17 protein-coding genes are annotated in these 15441 nt (G+C 69.0%); 12 read left to right on the top strand and 5 right to left on the bottom strand.

The genetic code is table 11. From position 1 onward, the window contains the following. The first annotated feature begins 2 nt into the window (after positions 1–2). Genes BrevBR_RS08875 through BrevBR_RS08865 form a run of 3 tightly spaced genes read left to right on the top strand, consistent with a single transcriptional unit; the run spans position 3 to position 3612 of the window. The gene (locus BrevBR_RS08875; protein ID WP_332641482.1) at positions 3–1625 is read left to right on the top strand and encodes a CpaF family protein; all 1623 of its coding nucleotides are present in this window, start codon (positions 3–5) and stop codon (positions 1623–1625) included. A 6-nt stretch (positions 1626–1631) separates the two neighbouring features. Beyond that, complete coding sequence (locus BrevBR_RS08870; RefSeq protein WP_340000672.1) at positions 1632–2609, top strand: type II secretion system F family protein; 978 nt, start codon at positions 1632–1634, stop codon at positions 2607–2609. A 10-nt stretch (positions 2610–2619) separates the two neighbouring features. Continuing rightward, entirely contained in the window at positions 2620–3612 is a 993-nt protein-coding gene (locus BrevBR_RS08865) for a type II secretion system F family protein (protein WP_340000671.1), read from the top strand. Positions 3613–3616: 4 nt separating this feature from the next. Here BrevBR_RS08865 and BrevBR_RS08860 read toward each other — a convergent pair whose 3' ends face one another. Genes BrevBR_RS08860 through BrevBR_RS08850 form a run of 3 tightly spaced genes read right to left on the bottom strand, consistent with a single transcriptional unit; the run spans position 3617 to position 5987 of the window. After that, positions 3617–4780 (bottom strand): hypothetical protein, encoded by a 1164-nt coding sequence (locus BrevBR_RS08860; protein ID WP_340000670.1) that lies wholly within the window; start codon positions 4778–4780, stop codon positions 3617–3619. Positions 4781–4789: 9 nt separating this feature from the next. Beyond that, positions 4790–5476 (bottom strand): helix-turn-helix domain-containing protein, encoded by a 687-nt coding sequence (locus BrevBR_RS08855; RefSeq protein ID WP_340000669.1) that lies wholly within the window; start codon positions 5474–5476, stop codon positions 4790–4792. Positions 5477–5510: 34 nt separating this feature from the next. Further along, positions 5511–5987, bottom strand: coding sequence for an Lrp/AsnC family transcriptional regulator (locus BrevBR_RS08850; RefSeq protein ID WP_332641487.1), 477 nt, complete (start codon positions 5985–5987; stop codon positions 5511–5513). A gap of 119 nt (positions 5988–6106) precedes the next feature. Here BrevBR_RS08850 and ald point away from each other — a divergent pair, with 119 nt between their 5' ends. After that, on the top strand, positions 6107–7225 hold the full coding sequence (gene ald / locus BrevBR_RS08845; protein ID WP_340000668.1) for an alanine dehydrogenase: 1119 nt from the start codon (positions 6107–6109) through the stop codon (positions 7223–7225). Between the two features lie 68 nt (positions 7226–7293). Here the strand turns inward: ald and BrevBR_RS08840 are convergent, their stop codons facing one another. Further along, complete coding sequence (locus BrevBR_RS08840; protein WP_340000667.1) at positions 7294–7908, bottom strand: hypothetical protein; 615 nt, start codon at positions 7906–7908, stop codon at positions 7294–7296. 100 nt (positions 7909–8008) lie between these two features. Between BrevBR_RS08840 and obgE the strand changes: the two genes are divergently transcribed. From obgE to BrevBR_RS08800, 8 genes are all read left to right on the top strand, one after another. Next, complete coding sequence (gene obgE / locus BrevBR_RS08835; RefSeq protein ID WP_332641489.1) at positions 8009–9067, top strand: GTPase ObgE; 1059 nt, start codon at positions 8009–8011, stop codon at positions 9065–9067. A gap of 63 nt (positions 9068–9130) precedes the next feature. Further along, the gene (locus tag BrevBR_RS08830; RefSeq protein WP_332641490.1) at positions 9131–9808 is read left to right on the top strand and encodes a nicotinate-nucleotide adenylyltransferase; all 678 of its coding nucleotides are present in this window, start codon (positions 9131–9133) and stop codon (positions 9806–9808) included. Positions 9809–9905: 97 nt separating this feature from the next. After that, the gene (rsfS, locus tag BrevBR_RS08825) at positions 9906–10310 is read left to right on the top strand and encodes a ribosome silencing factor (protein WP_332641491.1); all 405 of its coding nucleotides are present in this window, start codon (positions 9906–9908) and stop codon (positions 10308–10310) included. Between the two features lie 12 nt (positions 10311–10322). Continuing rightward, the gene (rlmH, locus tag BrevBR_RS08820) at positions 10323–10787 is read left to right on the top strand and encodes a 23S rRNA (pseudouridine(1915)-N(3))-methyltransferase RlmH (RefSeq protein ID WP_340000666.1); all 465 of its coding nucleotides are present in this window, start codon (positions 10323–10325) and stop codon (positions 10785–10787) included. Continuing rightward, positions 10787–11851 carry a murein hydrolase activator EnvC family protein gene (locus tag BrevBR_RS08815; RefSeq protein WP_332641493.1) on the top strand — a complete coding sequence of 355 codons (1065 nt, stop codon included), beginning with the start codon at positions 10787–10789 and terminating at the stop codon, positions 11849–11851. The genes rlmH and BrevBR_RS08815 overlap by 1 nt, the downstream gene beginning before the upstream one ends. A 127-nt stretch (positions 11852–11978) precedes the next feature. Further along, the gene (locus tag BrevBR_RS08810) at positions 11979–13349 is read left to right on the top strand and encodes a S41 family peptidase (protein ID WP_332641494.1); all 1371 of its coding nucleotides are present in this window, start codon (positions 11979–11981) and stop codon (positions 13347–13349) included. Between the two features lie 119 nt (positions 13350–13468). After that, on the top strand, positions 13469–14668 hold the full coding sequence (locus tag BrevBR_RS08805; protein WP_340000665.1) for a divergent polysaccharide deacetylase family protein: 1200 nt from the start codon (positions 13469–13471) through the stop codon (positions 14666–14668). Between the two features lie 33 nt (positions 14669–14701). Beyond that, positions 14702–15181: an RNA pyrophosphohydrolase gene (locus tag BrevBR_RS08800; protein ID WP_332641496.1), complete on the top strand. Its 480-nt coding sequence runs from the start codon at positions 14702–14704 to the stop codon at positions 15179–15181. On the opposite strand, the gene BrevBR_RS08795 is transcribed toward BrevBR_RS08800, so the two are convergent. Then, entirely contained in the window at positions 15178–15423 is a 246-nt protein-coding gene (locus BrevBR_RS08795) for a DUF1272 domain-containing protein (RefSeq protein ID WP_332641497.1), read from the bottom strand. The two genes, BrevBR_RS08800 and BrevBR_RS08795, sit on opposite strands and share 4 nt — an antisense overlap. Between the last annotated feature and the right edge of the window lie 18 nt (positions 15424–15441).

The raw sequence follows: 15441 nt of genomic DNA, 5'->3' as shown, positions 1-15441 counted from the left end.
GGGTGTTCGGCAAGCGCACAGGTCAGCCGGGAAATGTCGCAACGGCGCCGCGTCCGGCCGCGCCTGCGCCCCAGCCCGCGCAGCCGCAACAGCCGCCTGCGGGGATCCAGACCGAAGCCTTCGCCTTCGGCGGCGACCAGACCGTCGACCAGGTCCAGGCGGCGGCCCGCAAGGCTGACTCCTATGCCGCCAGGCCCGCCTCTCCGGCCGCCGACCGGCTGGACGCCCTGGCCATGCGCCCCAGGCCGGCGAGCGAGGTGGAGGCGCCCCAGAAGGGTCCCGGCCCCAAGGCCACGCCCGGGTTTGAACAGCTGAAGAAGGCCCAGGCCGTCGCCGAGATCGTCCGCGAACAGTCGGACTATTACCACGCCACCAAGACGACGATCTTCAACGCCCTGATGAACACGATCGATCTGGCCCAGCTGGCCCAGCTCGACACCAAGGCCGCGTCGGAAGAGATCCGCGACATCGTCGCCGAGCTGGTGGCGATCAAGAACGTCTCCATGTCGGTGGCCGAGCAGGAGCACCTGGTCCAGGACATCGTCAACGACGTCCTCGGCTATGGCCCGCTGGAACCGCTGCTGAGCCGCGACGACATCGCGGACATCATGGTCAACGGCGCCGGCCGGGTCTTCATCGAGGTCAACGGCAAGGTCCAGCTGACCAACGTCCGCTTCCGCGACAACGCCCAGCTGATGAACATCTGCCAGCGGATCGTGTCCCAGGTGGGCCGCCGCGTGGACGAGAGCTCCCCGATCTGCGACGCCCGCCTGCCGGACGGCAGCCGCGTCAACGTCATCGCCCCGCCGCTGGCCATCGACGGCCCCACGCTGACGATCCGGAAGTTCAAGAAAGACAAGCTGACGATGAAGAATCTGGTGGAGTACGCCTCCATCAGTCCCGAGGGCGCGCGCGTGCTCGGCGTCATCGGCGCCTCGCGATGCAATCTGGTCATCTCGGGCGGTACGGGCTCCGGCAAGACCACCCTGCTGAACACCCTGACCGCCTTCATCGACCCGACCGAGCGCGTCATCACCTGCGAGGACGCGGCCGAACTGCAGCTCCAGCAGCCGCACGTCGTGCGTCTGGAGACCCGCCCGCCCAACCTTGAGGGCCAGGGCATGATCACCATGCGGGATCTGGTGAAGAACTGCCTGCGGATGCGTCCCGAGCGGATCATCGTCGGCGAGGTTCGCGGACCCGAGGCCTTCGACCTGCTCCAGGCCATGAACACCGGCCACGACGGCTCCATGGGCACGCTGCACGCCAACAGCCCGCGCGAGGCCATCAGCCGGATGGAGTCCATGATCACCATGGGCGGCTACGGCCTGCCGTCCAAGACCATCCGCGAGATGATCGTCGGCTCGGTCGACGTCATCGTCCAGGCCGCGCGCCTGCGCGACGGCTCGCGGCGCATCACTCACATCACCGAGGTGGTCGGGCTGGAAGGCGACGTCATCGTCACCCAGGACCTGTTCGTCTACGAGATCACCGGCGAGGACGAGAACGGCAAGATCATCGGCCGTCACCGTTCGACCGGCATCGCCCGTCCCCGCTTCTGGGACCGCGCCCGCTACTACGGGCTGGAGCGCGAGCTGGCGGAAGCCCTCGACGCGGCGGAGTAGGCCGCCATGCTTCCGATCCTCGCCGCGGTTCTGGCCTTCATCACCATCGGCGGCCTCGGCTGGGCCTTCGTCGGCGGCGGCGATTCCAGCGACGTCGCCCTCAAGCGCGCCGAAGGCTTCGGGGGCCCCAAACAGAACAATGCGGCCTCGAGGAAGGCCGCCGCCGCCAACACCCCCGAGGCGCGCCGCAAACAGATCATGCAGCAGCTCCAGGACTCGGAGCGCGCCGAGCGCAAGGCGCGCATCAGTCTGGCGGCCAAGCTGAAACAGGCCGGACTGAACACCAGGCCGGCGACCTTCTGGATCATCAGCGGCGTGCTGGGCGTATTCGGCTTCCTGCTGCCGCTGCTGTTCGGCCTGAACATCTTCATGGCGCTGGGGCTCGGCTTCGCCGTCGGCCTGGGCCTGCCGCGCTGGTGGGTGGGGATGCTGGGCAAGCGCCGCCGCAAGAAATTCTCGAGCCATTTCGCCGACGCTGTCGACGTCATCGTGCGCGGCATCAAATCGGGCCTGCCGGTCCACGACTGTTTCAAGATCATCGCCCGCGAAAGCCCGCAGCCCCTCGGCGCCGAGTTCCAGAAGCTGGTCGAGGGCCTCGGCGTGGGCCTGACCCTGCAGCAGGCGCTGGACAAGATGTACGAACGGATGCCGACGCCGGAGCTGAAATTCTTCTCCATCGTCATCGGCATCCAGCAGAAGACCGGCGGCAACCTGGCCGAGGCGCTGTCGAACCTCTCGACCGTGCTGCGCGCCCGCAAGATGATGGGCGAGAAGATCAAGGCCCTGTCGTCCGAAGCCACCGCCTCGGCGGGCATCATCGGCTCGCTGCCGCCCGCCGTGATGATCCTCGTCAGCATCACCACCCCGGCCTATATGGCCCGGCTTTTCACCGATCCGCGCGGGCAGTTCATGCTGTTCGTGGCCGTGGCGATGATGGGCTTCGGCATCTTCGTGATGAAGAAGATGATCTCGTTCAAGTTCTAGGAACCGCGCCGTGATTGAGTTCTTCACCAACATCCAGAACCTGCTGAGCATGGGCGTGGGCGTGCTGGTGTTCGCGACCATCGTGACGCTGGCGGGATCGCTCGGCGGCGGGGCGAAGCTGGAGAACCGGATGCAGGCCGTCGCGGTGCGCCGCGAGGAGCTGAAGCGCCGGTCGCGTCAGGCGATCGCCTCCCAGAACGCCGGCCCGCAGGGCCTTCGGCACACCGACGAGGGGTTCAAGAAGCGGGTCGTCGAGCGGCTGAACCTGAACAAGCTGCTGGAAGACCCCAAGGTCGCCGAAAAGATGGCCCAGGCCGGCTATCGCGGACCCAAGCCGCTGACCACCTTCTATTTCTTCCGCTTCTCCATGCCCTTCGTCTTCCTGGGAATCGCGGCCTTCTACCTGTTCGTCTTCAACGATTTCGGCCTGACCTTCATGGTCCGGCTGACCATCACCATGGTCGCCGCCGTGATCGGCTTCTATGCGCCCAACATCTTCCTGGCCAACCGCATCGCCAAGCGCCGCACCTCGATCATGCAGGCCTTTCCCGACGCGCTGGACCTGCTGCTGATCTGCGTCGAGGCCGGCATGTCGATCGAGGCGGCGATCCAGAAGGTCAGTCAGGAGATCGGCGGCTCGTCCATCGACCTGGCCGAGGAGTTGACCCTGCTGTCAGCCGAGCTCAGCTATCTGCCCGACCGGCGCATGGCCTATGAGGGCCTGGCCAAACGCACCAACCATCCAGGCGTCAAATCGGTCGCCACGGCGATGACCCAGGCCGAGACCTACGGCACGCCGCTGGGTTCGGCCCTGCGCACCATGGCCAAGGAAAACCGCGAGATGCGCCTGTCGGCCGCCGAGAAGAAGGCCGCCGCCCTGCCCGCCAAACTGACCGTGCCGATGATCCTGTTCTTCCTGCCGGTTCTGTTCATCGTCATCCTGACGCCGGCGATCATCAGCATCCAGGACACCATGGCCGCCGGGGCCGCGGGCGCCGGCTGACGGCTCAGCTTTCGGGCGTCAGGGGCCACAGCCGGTCGACGGGGCGCTCCAGCACATCAGCCGCCACCGCGTGGAAATGGGCCGGCGCCAGTCGGCCGCGCTGAACCGCATCCGCCAGCCAGGCCTCCAGCGAACCGCCCGTGCGGCTCCAGCGGTCCTGACGCAGCAGGCCGTAGAAGCCCGCCGCGAGCACATGGATGCCGTCATCCGCCATGCGCCAGCGGTCGGCCGGATTGCGCGCCACGCCCAGCGCCTCGCTGACCATCTGGTCCAGCGCCTGGCACAGGTCCTCGTTCAGCATGCCGGGCAGGGTTGTGTAGCCCCAGCGCGGATCATGGTCGGCGACGATCCGGGGGATGAGGGGATCCTTCTCCAGCACCGCCAGCGCCGCAAGGGCCGCGGGCCCGTCCATGGGCACGGGCGGGTGCAGCAGCTCATGCGCGGCGATCCGCACCGTGGTCGCCACGTCGTAGTCGGAAGACTGCAGGAACCGCTGCCCGCGCACCTTGATGCCGTGCGGCTTGACGAAGTGCAGCAGGGTGATGTCGATCGCGGGTTCGAAGGTCCTCCCCGTCAGCTTTTCCTCGACGCGGATGATGTCATAGGTGGCCAGACCGCTGCGCAGGCGTTGCAGTCCCTCCTCCAGCGTCGCCGCGCCCCGCTCCTGCAGGAACTGGCCGAAGCCGGCGGCCTTCAGGCCCTCGAACACGGCGCGGATGCGCGGCGCCTGGGCCACGAACCAGGTCCAGTCGTGCTCGTTCCAGTACGTCCCCGCCTGGAAGGCCGGACGGATGGTCGCCTCGGGATTCCCGAGCGCGGCCAGCACGTCGTCGAGGGTGGCGTCGGTCTCGGCATGGGAGAGGATCAGCGCCAGATTGGGAGACAGCAGGCCGACCCCGTCCTCCCCGGCCTTCGCCCAGAGGGCGGGCACGTCGGCGCGGACCTCTTCGGTCAGCCTCGGCGCGAACAGGGCGACGTCCGCGGCGTAGAAGCGGGTGTAGAGCTCCCGGCCCGAGAGGGGCCCGAGGAAGGCGATGGCGTCCTGTCCCTCGGAGCCGTGCACCCTCCAGACGGTGCGCATGGGCGGGCGCTCCTGCGCCAGCGCGGGCAGGGTGGCGGCGGCGAGCGGAGCGGCGAGGGCGGCGAGCAGAAGCGAGCGACGGTTCATGCCGCCTGACTAGCCGGAGGCGGCGGGTCCCGGATTGTATCGACTTGACCTCAGCCGGCCCGGCGCGAGGCCCGTCAGGGCCGAGACCGCCCGGGTCATATGGGCCTGATCCACGAACCCCAGATCGGCGGCGAGGGCGGCGAGGGCGTCGGCGCGGATCACCAGAGCCTCGGCCGCCATCAGGGCGCGCTGTTCGGCGCGATACCGGCGCGGGCTGGTCCCGAAGGCCTGGCGGAAACCCCGGCTGACCGTCGCGGGCGCCAGGCCGGCGGCCTCGGCCCAGACCTCCAGCGCGGTGTCGGGGTCGCGGCGCAGCGTTGCGGCCAGAAGGTCGGGCCAGTCGTCGAGGGCGGCGTCCAGCGGCCGCATCGTCTCGCGCAACAGCGCCTCCGCCTCGGCGAGATTCCGCTCGGCCGCCCGCGCCACCGCGTCCGGGTCGGCGACCGCGCCGGCGGCGAAGCCGACCGGACCCGCCAGCGGCAGATTCAGCACGCGGGCCCCGGCGCCCGAGAAGGCGTCCATGTGGGATTCCCATGCGCCATGGATCAGGACCTGGCCCGGCCGGGCGTGGAACCGTCCCCGGTCTCCGGCCTCGACATAGCCGCCGGACAGCACCAGGGCGGCGTAGGCCGCCGCGTGGCGGTGCCGCTCCATACGGCCGCCCGCGATACAGGTCTGGAAGGCGCTCTGCTGCATGGGACCTTCAGTTGGGCCTTGATCTGGCCGAAACCTAGACCGGCAAGGCCCCGCGTTTCACCACCGTTCGCATCGCCACGCTGGACGAGACGCGCGTCACCCCCGGAATCCGCGTCAATTCATGGGAATGCACGCGCTCCAGGTCGTCGACATCGCGCACCACCAGCCGCAGCAGATAGTCCGAGCCGCCCGTCATCAGATAGCATTCCACCACCTCGGGCACGGTGGCGATGGCGGTCTCGAAGGCCGTCAGGGAGGCCTCGGCCTGGGACGACAGGGTCACGGTCACGAAGACGCTGATCGGCAGGCCCACGGCGCGTTCGTTGATGATGGCGGCGTAGCGGCTGATGACCTCCGCCGCCTCCAGCGCTCGCAGGCGGCGCAGGCAGGCGCTCTCGGACAGGTTCACGGTGCGGGCCAGATCGGCGTTGGTCATACGGCCGTCGGCCTGGAGGGCGCGGATCATCTTGCGGTCGGTGTCGTCGAGGGCGACGGCGGAAATCGTCTTCATTGGGCGCCTCGTTCGCAGATTCTGCGAGTGTACAGCGTTCAGTCGCTGAAAAGAACAGGAACCTGCGGCCAAACCGCCGCTAGATTGCCGCGCGAAACGGACTGGCAGAGGAAACGGTCATGCGCGTCGGCGTCCCGAAGGAAATCAAGAAGAACGAACACCGCATCGGCCTGACGCCGACGGCGGTGCGCGAATACGTCGCCCACGGCCACACCGTCTCGATCGAGACGGGCGCGGGCCTCGGCGCGGGCTTCACCGACGCGGACTACAGGAAGGCCGGAGCGAAGATCGTCGCCGATGCGAAGACCGTCTTCGCCGACAACGACATGATCGTGAAGGTCAAGGAGCCGCAGAAGGTCGAGTGGGAAATGCTCCGCGAAGGCCAGATCCTGTTCACCTACCTGCACTTGGCGCCCGATCCCGAGCAGACCAGGGGGCTGCTGGCGTCGAAATGCGCCGCCGTCGCCTATGAGACCGTGACCAACGCGCAAGGCGGCCTGCCGCTGCTGGCGCCGATGTCGGAAGTGGCCGGGCGGATCGCCGTCTTCTCCGCCGCCGAGACCCTGCTGAAGCACAACGGCGGCATGGGTCTGCTGTTCTGCGGCGTTCCGGGCGTGGCCCCGGCCCGCGTGCTGGTGCTGGGCGGCGGCGTCGTCGGCCTGAACGCGGCCCGCATGGCCATGGGTCTGGGCGCCGAGGTCGTGGTGCTGGAGCGCTCGATCCCGCGCATGGCCTATATCGACGAAGTCACCCAGGGCCGGGTCATCACCCGCTATTCGGCCATCGGCGCGATCGAGGAAGAACTGGTCAAGGCCGACGTCATCATCGGCGCCGTCCTGGTCCCGGGCGCGGAAGCTCCGAAGCTGATCAAGCGCGAACACCTCAAGCAGATGAAGCCCGGCTCGGTGCTGGTCGACGTGGCCATCGACCAAGGCGGCTGTTTCGAGACGAGCCACGCCACGACCCACGAAGACCCGACCTATGTCATCGACGGCGTCGTCCACTATTGCGTCGCCAACATGCCGGGCGCCGCCCCGCGCACCTCGTCGGAAGCGCTGAACAACGCCACCCTGCCCTTCGGCCTGGCGCTGGCCAACAAGGGTCTGGACGCGCTGAAGTCCAACCCGCATCTGGCGCGCGGCCTGAATGTGCTGAACGGCGAACTGACCTATCCGGCCGTCGCCGAGGCGCTGGACATGCCGTGGAGCGATCCGTTCGGGGTGTGGGCCGAGGGCTGATTGCAGCACATCAAGAATCTGAAAGGGCGGCTTCGGCCGCCCTTTCTATTTCACCGACCGGGGTCGGATTATCGAGAACGAGCCCTTTGGATAAGGGTCGAAAGCTTGGCAAGAGACCAAGTCTTTAGAGATTTTATCGACCGCATAAATCTATGCCGCCAGCTAAACTCAGTCATCACCAGCTCGGCCTCGCTTTCGAAAATACTCTGAAAGTGCCGAAGATATTTTAGCTGATGGCGTAGGTCTTTTTTGGCTACTACGAAGTCCTCTTTCTCCCAATCCTCCAGCCATTTTGGCATTCGCCGCATCCATGCGCGTACGCTGACAAAAGTCTCAGCCGAGGACGGAGTAGGAATATCGGTTAGTTTCAGCTGATCCAAAACCTCCGAAAAATGCGGAACCATCGCCACTTCGGAAGCGGCGCGAAGCTCAATCTTGTAAGTGTTCGCCGTCATTCTTCGGTACATACCCTCATAGACGCCCAAGACGGTTTCCAACGACGCAGCGAGTCCCAACAGAACCGAATATTCCTTGCGGCGAGCTTCGCGCCTCGATCGGTCAGCCAGTTTGATTGTGGCCATCAACGCAACGAACGACATCACAGCGCTGATTGCCGGCCAAACAAACCACGCGCTCACGTTCGCGATAGGCGCCGTCCAGACGGGCGGTTGATCGAACATCATTCTCCCCCTTTTGACAGTTGCGTAACACGAGTGCCGATCCGTGCGCAGCCATCGCTATCCCCGCCTGTAATTCGCCGCTCTCTTGCGGCATAAGCCCGCGATGAAGTTTCTCGACCAGGCCAAGATCTATATCCGCTCGGGCAACGGCGGGGCGGGCGCCGTCTCGTTCCGGCGCGAAAAATTCATCCCGAACGGGGGACCGGACGGGGGCGACGGGGGCAATGGCGGCAACGTCTGGATCACGGCCGTCGAGGGCCTGAACACCCTGATCGACTATCGCTACCAGCAGCATTTCAAGGCCCAGACCGGCGTCCACGGCATGGGCCGCCAGATGCACGGCGCCAAGGGCGAGGACGTGATCCTGAAGGTGCCGGTGGGCACCCAGGTGCTGGACGACGACAAGGAGACGGTGCTGCTGGACATGGACGTGGCCGGCAAGACCGAGATGCTGCTCAAGGGCGGCAACGGCGGCTGGGGCAATGTCCACTTCAAGGGCCCGCAAAACCAGGCGCCGGCCTATGCGAACCCCGGTCAGGAAGGCCAGGAGCGCTGGATCTGGCTGCGGCTGAAACTGATCGCCGACGTCGGTCTGGCCGGCCTGCCCAATGCGGGCAAGTCGACCTTCCTCGCCGCCGCCAGCGCCGCCCGGCCCAAGATCGCCGACTATCCGTTCACCACGCTCGTGCCCAACCTCGGCGTGGTCGACCTGTCGGCCACCGAGCGGTTCGTCATCGCCGACATTCCCGGCCTGATCGAGGGCGCCTCGGAAGGGGCCGGTCTGGGCACCCGCTTCCTCGGCCACGTTGAACGGTCGGGCTGTCTGATCCATCTGATCGACGGCACCCAGGACGACGTCGCCGGCGCCTACCACACCATCCGCAACGAGCTGGAAGCCTATGGCGCCGGCCTGGCCGACAAGGCCGAGGTCCTCGCCCTGAACAAGGTCGACGCCCTGACCCCCGAGGCGCGCGAGGAGAAGGCCGCCGAGCTGGAAGCCGTCGCCGGCCGCCGTCCCATGCTGGTGTCCGGCGTCTCGGGCGAGGGCGTGACCGAGCTGCTGCGCGCCGCCTGGACCGAGGTCCGCAAGGACCGCGGCGAGATCGCCCCGGCCGAGGAAGACGAGACGGTCATGGAGACGCCGGGCGGCTGGGCGCCGTAGCCCCGCCCGTCCCGGCGTGTTAGCTCACTGCTGAGCATAAGTCCGCCCCCGAGCCCCGCCGCCTTGTCCTTCTTCCACGCCGGTTCCGCGCCGAAAGCCCAGGGGCCCAGACCCGGCGCCCTGCGCGACGGGCTGGATCTTCAGCCGGGCATGGCCGTCGGCCTGTTCGGAGGCTCGTTCAATCCCGCCCATGACGGCCATGCCCATGTGGCCGAGACGGCGATGCGGCGGCTGGGGCTGGATCGCGTCGTCTGGCTGGTGTCGCCGCAGAACCCGCTCAAGGACGCCCGCGACAGCGCGCCCCTGGCCGAGCGCATGGCCTCGGCGCGGGCGGCGGCGAAACTGGCGGCGGACGGGCGGTCCATGGTGGTCTCGGATTTCGAGACCCGCGCCGGCACGCAGTGGACCGTCGACACCCTGCGCGCCCTGACGGCGCGGCATCCGGGCGTGCGTTTCGTCTGGCTGATGGGGTCGGACAATCTGGCCGGCTTCCACAAATGGCGCGGCTGGACCGATATCATGCGGATGATGCCCATGGCCGTGATCGCCCGGCCGGGCAGCGAGCTGGACAGCCGCACCGCTCCGGCCGCGGCCCGCTTCGCGGCGGCGCGCATACCGGCCGGCCGCGCGCGGCTGCTGCCGGACCTCGAAGCGCCCGCCTGGACCTATCTGACGGCGCCGCTGAATCCGCGCTCGTCGACCGCCTTGCGCGCAGCCCGTGACGCCGCCGCGCATTTATGATAGGCTTCCGCTTTAGTAATCTCCCTGGAGCCCTCCGCTGACCCCCTCGCCCGCGCACGATGCGCAAGACGCCGCCGTTTCGAACACGGCGCACGAGATGGACGAATTCGAACCCATCCGCTCCGAAGATGGTCCGCAGGCTCCCCTTCCCGTCGGCTCAACCGCGCTGGAAACGGCGATCCTTGCGCGTCTCGACGACGACAAGGCGCAGGACATCGTCCTGATCGACCTGAAGGGCAAAAGCCCGATGGCCGACACCATGATCATCGCCTCCGGGCGGTCGCACCGTCACGTCGGCGCCCTGGCCGATCACCTGCAGCGCGCGCTGAAGGAACAGGGTCTGGGCAAGGTCAAGGTCTCCGGCCTGCCGCACTGCGACTGGGTGCTGCTGGATGCGGGGGACGTCATCGTCCACCTGTTCCGTCCCGAGGTGCGCGCCTTCTACAACATCGAGAAGATCTGGTCGGTCGAGAGCGGCCACCGCATCGACGCGCGCGCCTGATTTTCTGAACCGATGAAGCTGGCCGTCATCGCCATCGGCAAGCCGGGGCGGGGACCCGAGGCCATGCTGGCGGCCGACTACGCCGAGCGGGCGACCCTGGCCGGCCGGGCTCTGGGCCTCGGCCCGCTGGAGCTGGTCGATCTGGAGCCGCGCAAGCCGGGCAAGGCCCCCGAGGCCGAGCTGATCCTCAAGGCCGCCGAGGGCGCGCATCTGATCGCCTGCGACGAGCGCGGCAAGACCTTCTCCAGCCGCGCCTTCGCCGACCATATCGCCAGCTTGCGCGACCGCGGCGAGCGGCGGCTGGTCTTCGCCATCGGCGGGGCCGACGGGCTGGACGACAGCGTTCGCGCGGCGGCGGGATCGACCCTCGCCTTCGGGCCCCAGACCTGGCCGCACGCCCTGGCGCGGGCGATGCTTGCGGAACAGCTGTATCGCGCCGTGACGATTCTGGCCGGATCGCCCTATCATCGCGACTGATGCGTCCGCTGGTCCTGATCCTCTGTCTGAGCCTGACCGCCCTGCCCGTCGGTGCGGCGCCGACGGTCGATGTCGCTCGGCTGCAGGCCGAGTTTCGGGATGAGCAGGCCCGCGCCCGCCGCCTGCGCGCCGAGGCCGCCGAGGCGGCGGCCGAACTGGCGGGGCTGGAGCGGTCGCTGGACCAGCTGCGCGCGTCGGTCGGCGAGGACGACCGGCTGATCCTCGCCCAGCGGGCGCGCTTGCGGGAACTGGGTGCGCGGGAGGCGGCGCTGGTGGCGCAGCTGTCGCAGGCGCGGGGCCGGCAGGGCCGGCTGCTGTCGGCGCTGCAGATGATGAGCCGTCGCCCGCCGCCGCCGCTGCTGGTTCCGGCCGACAAGGCGGTCGACACGGTGCGCGCCTCCATCCTGATCCGCGCCATGGCGCCGACGCTGCAGGCTCGGGCGCAGGGACTGGCCGACCGGCAGGACGAGATCAACCGTGTGCGCCGCATCGCCGCCCTGAACAGCGAACAGCTGTTCACCACCGAAAGCGCCCGCGGCGACCGGCGGGCGCGGATCGAGGCCCTGAGCGCGCGCAAGACCGCGCTTCAGGCCGTGCTGCGCGCCGAGGCCGCGACTGCGGAACGGGCGACGCGGGCGCTGGAGGCCCGGCTCAAGTCGCTGGGCGCCGCCGTGCCGGTCGCGGACGCGGAGGCCCAGCCCGCCGCCGCCCGCCTGCCCGCCGGACGCAGCAGCCTGACGCCGCCCGTCGACGGCGCGCCGTCACAACGGTTCGGAAGCGGCTCCAGCGGCTGGCGCTGGCGGGCGGATCGCACCGAGGCGCGGTCGCCCGCCTCCGGCCGTGTGGCCTTCGCGGGCCCGCTGAGCGGCTGGGGGCAGGTGGTGATCCTCGATCTCGGCCCCGGCTGGCGCGCCGTGGTGTCGGGACTGGACGAGGCCTCGGTGCAGACCGGAGAGCGGGTGATCGACGGCCAGGTGCTGGGCCGTTCGGGCGCGGACGGCGAGATCGCCTTCGAACTGCGCCGCGACGAGCGCCCGATCGATCCCGCGCCGTGGTTGCGTTGAGGGCGAAACCGCTTCCCAAGCCGCGATGACGCTGATTTTATCGCCAAACCGCCGCTCGGCCACGATTTCGTCGTCTCGCGGTTCATATCTGACTGAAGACGCCGCCTGACCCTCTGAAAGAAACCCTATGCGTAAACTGCTTCTGATTGGCGCCGCCGCCGTGGCCATGGTGGGCGTGGGCGCCGCCACCGCGGCCGGCCAGACGCCGCGCAACGAAGCCTTCCGCATGCTGGGGCTGTTCGGAGACGTGCTGGGCATCGTCGAACAGGCCTATGTCGTGCCGGTCGACGACAAGAAGCTGATCGAGGCGGCGCTGCAGGGCATGATGACGGCCCTGGACCCCCACTCCAACTATCTGCCGCCCGATGGCTATGGCGACCTGCAGGAGCGCACCTCGGGCGCATATTCCGGCGTCGGCCTGACCATCCAGTCCGAGGCCGGGATGGTGAAGGTGATCTCGCCCATGGACGGCGGACCGGCCGCGCGCGCGGGCGTGAACGCCGGCGACGTCATCTCCTCGATCGACGGCCAGAACGCCTCGGGCCTGACGGTCAGCCAGGTGTCCGAGAAACTGCGCGGCGCCGTCGGCACCTCGGTCAAGGTCACCTTCCTGCGCGACGGGGAGGAGCCGAGGGAGGTCGTCCTGACCCGCGAGGTCATCAAGATCGAATCCGTCACCGGCCGGGTCGAGGGCGACTTCGGCTATCTGCGCGTGTCGACCTTCAACGAGAACACCGGCCGGGAGCTGAGCGAGACCATCGCCCGGCTCAAGACCGAGAACCCGGCCATCAAGGGCTATGTCCTGGACCTGCGCAACAACGGCGGCGGCCTGCTGGATGCAGCCATCGCCGTGTCCGACGCCTTCCTGGAGCGGGGCGAGATCGTCAGTCAGCGCGGGCGGAAGGCGGACCAGATCCAGCGCTACGCCGCCCGCCCGGGCGACCAGACCGGCGGCCTGCCGCTGGTGGTGCTGATCAACTATGGATCGGCCTCGGCCTCGGAGATCGTGGCCGGCGCCCTGAAGGATCACCAGCGGGCCACGCTGGTGGGCCTGACCAGCTTCGGCAAGGGTTCGGTCCAGACCGTCATCCCGCTGCGCGGCGGCGCCGACGGCGCCCTGTCGATCACCACGGCGCGCTATTACACGCCGTCCGGCGCCTCGATCCAGAAGATCGGCATCGAGCCGGATCTCGAGGTGTCGCGCTCGGCGGCCGAGGCGCGGATCGTGTCGCGGTCCAACTTCATCTATTCAGAGGCCGCCTACGCCACGGCCCTGGACTCCTCGATCGGCGCCGAGCGCAAGGGGCCGCACACGCCCCGCGAGGCCCCGGGCGAGGCCTATGACGAGGACAAGGACTATCAGCTGGAGCGGGCCTTCGACGTGCTGCGCGCGGGTGGAAACCTGGCCCAGCTGGCCGCCGCGCCGGAAGGCATCGTGGTCGCCGAACCGGGCGCGACCCTGGCCGCGGTCGAGCCGGACCCCGTGCCGGAAAACTGAGGCGGGCGCGGGCGTTAGACGCCTAACGCCGCGTTAGGCTTTCTTAACCGACGCCCGCCAATGTGGCGCCTGAAGGAGTCCGCTTCGCGGACCCCCGCATCAAGCGTCCCGTTCTGCCCATGTTCGCCAAGCGCCAGTCCGTTCTAGCCGCCACCGCCGGTATTCCCCCGGTTCGCCGCTCGATGCGCGAAAGCCTCGCGCCCGTGATCCGCTTCGTCAGCAAGCCCCCCGTGGCCGTCGCCGGGGCCGGGTTGATGCTGCTGGGGGCCGCGGCCCTGTTCATCACCGTACTGGGCGATCCCCGAGCCGGCGCTCCCTCGGCCCGCGCGGCGCTGAAACGCGAAGCCCCCGTCGCCGCCCCGGTCCCGACCGGTCTGGAAGCCTTCTCCATGGGCGCCTACGGCTCGTGGCAGGATCTGGCGGCCGAAGGCGGGGCGATCGATCCCGCTCTGGCCGGCGAGGCGGTCATCACCCTGCCCAACGGCGCCACCGTCTCGGGCGCCGGCGCTCCTGTGACGGCGCCGCGCGTCGAGGCCTCGCCCCTGCCCGTCGCCCCCATCGCCGGACTGAGCCAGCCGGGCCCGAACGGCCCCCTGCCGGTCATCGCCAGCGACGGCCGCGTCCCGGCCCAGGCCTACGCCCGCCCGTTCCGCTCGAACGGCCGCCCGCGCGTGGCCCTGATCGTCGGCGGTCTGGGCCTGAACGCCGTCACCACCCGCGCCGCCATCGAACGCCTGCCCCCCGAAGTGACGCTGAGCTTCGTCCCCTATGCCGAGGGTCTGCAGACCTGGATCGACCTGGCCCGGGCGCAGGGCCATGAGGTCATGCTGGAAATGCCGATGGAGCCCACCGGCTATCCCGACAACGACCCCGGCCCCTACACCCTGCTGGCCTCGGGCTCGCCCGCCGACCTCCAGTCCAAGATGAACTGGCTGCTGGGCCGGGCTGTCGGCTATTTCGGCGTGACCAACTATATGGGCGACCGGTTCGCGACCTCGGACGCCGGCATGAACGCCTTCCTCGGCGTCCTGCGCCAGCGCGGCGTGGCCTTCCTCGACGACGGCTCGATGAGCCGCCGGCCAGGCGCCTGGGCCCGCGCCAGCGCCAACCGGATCATCGACGAGCAACAGACCCCCGCCGCCATCGTCGGCCAGCTGAACGCGCTGGAAGCCCTGGCCAAGGGCCGCGGCCAGGCCCTGGGTACGGGCTTCAGCTATCCCGTCACGGTCGAGGCCGTGGCGCGCTGGACCTCCGAGCTCGACGCGCGAGGCCTGCAGCTGGCTCCGGCTTCCGCGATGACGCAGCGGCCGGGACGGTAGCGCGACCGCATCCTTGCTTGCTAAGGCGGGCGTATGACGGCCCCCGACCTCTCCCGCTACCGCCCCAATGTCGGCGTCGTGCTGTTCCATCCGGACGGCCGGGTCTGGTATGGGCGGCGCGCCGGGACCGAGGGTCCGCATAACTGGCAGTTCCCCCAGGGCGGGGTCGACGACGGCGAGGATCTGGAAACCGCCGCCCGCCGCGAACTGGGCGAGGAGACGGGCGTCACCTCCGCCGAACTGATCGCCTCGACCGAGGACTGGATCGTCTACGACTTCCCCGAGGGCTACGGCGGGACCAAGGCCGCGCGCGGCTGGGCCGGGCAGAAGCAGCGCTGGTTCGCCTTCCGCTTCACCGGCGAAGAGTCCGAGATCGATCTGGAAGCTCACGGTGAGATCGAGTTCGACGCCTGGCGCTGGGGGGCGCTCGCCGACGCCCCGGACCTGATCGTGCCGTTCAAACGGGATGTCTACGAACAGGTCGTGGCCGTGTTCGCGCCGCTGGTGATCTAGGCCGCCGCGCAGCCCTGTGGCTTGCGCACCCGTTTCGTCGAGGCCGGGTATTTCGCCATCAGCGCGGCTGGCCGGATCGGGCGGGCGACGAAGCCGCCGCCGCAGTTGGGACAGACGCCCTTCAGCACCCCCTCCGCGCAGGCGGCGCAGAAGGTGCATTCGAAGGTGCAGATGCGGGCCTCGGCGCTGTCGAACGGCAGGTCGCGGTCGCAGCATTCGCAGTTGGGACGCAGTTCCAGCATGAGCCTTCTCCCTGCCGC

Source organism: Brevundimonas sp. BR2-1 (assembly GCF_037626195.1).
GTDB lineage: Bacteria > Pseudomonadota > Alphaproteobacteria > Caulobacterales > Caulobacteraceae > Brevundimonas.
Note: the sequence above shows the minus strand (reverse complement) of the source record. Positions and strands in the feature narration are given on the sequence as shown.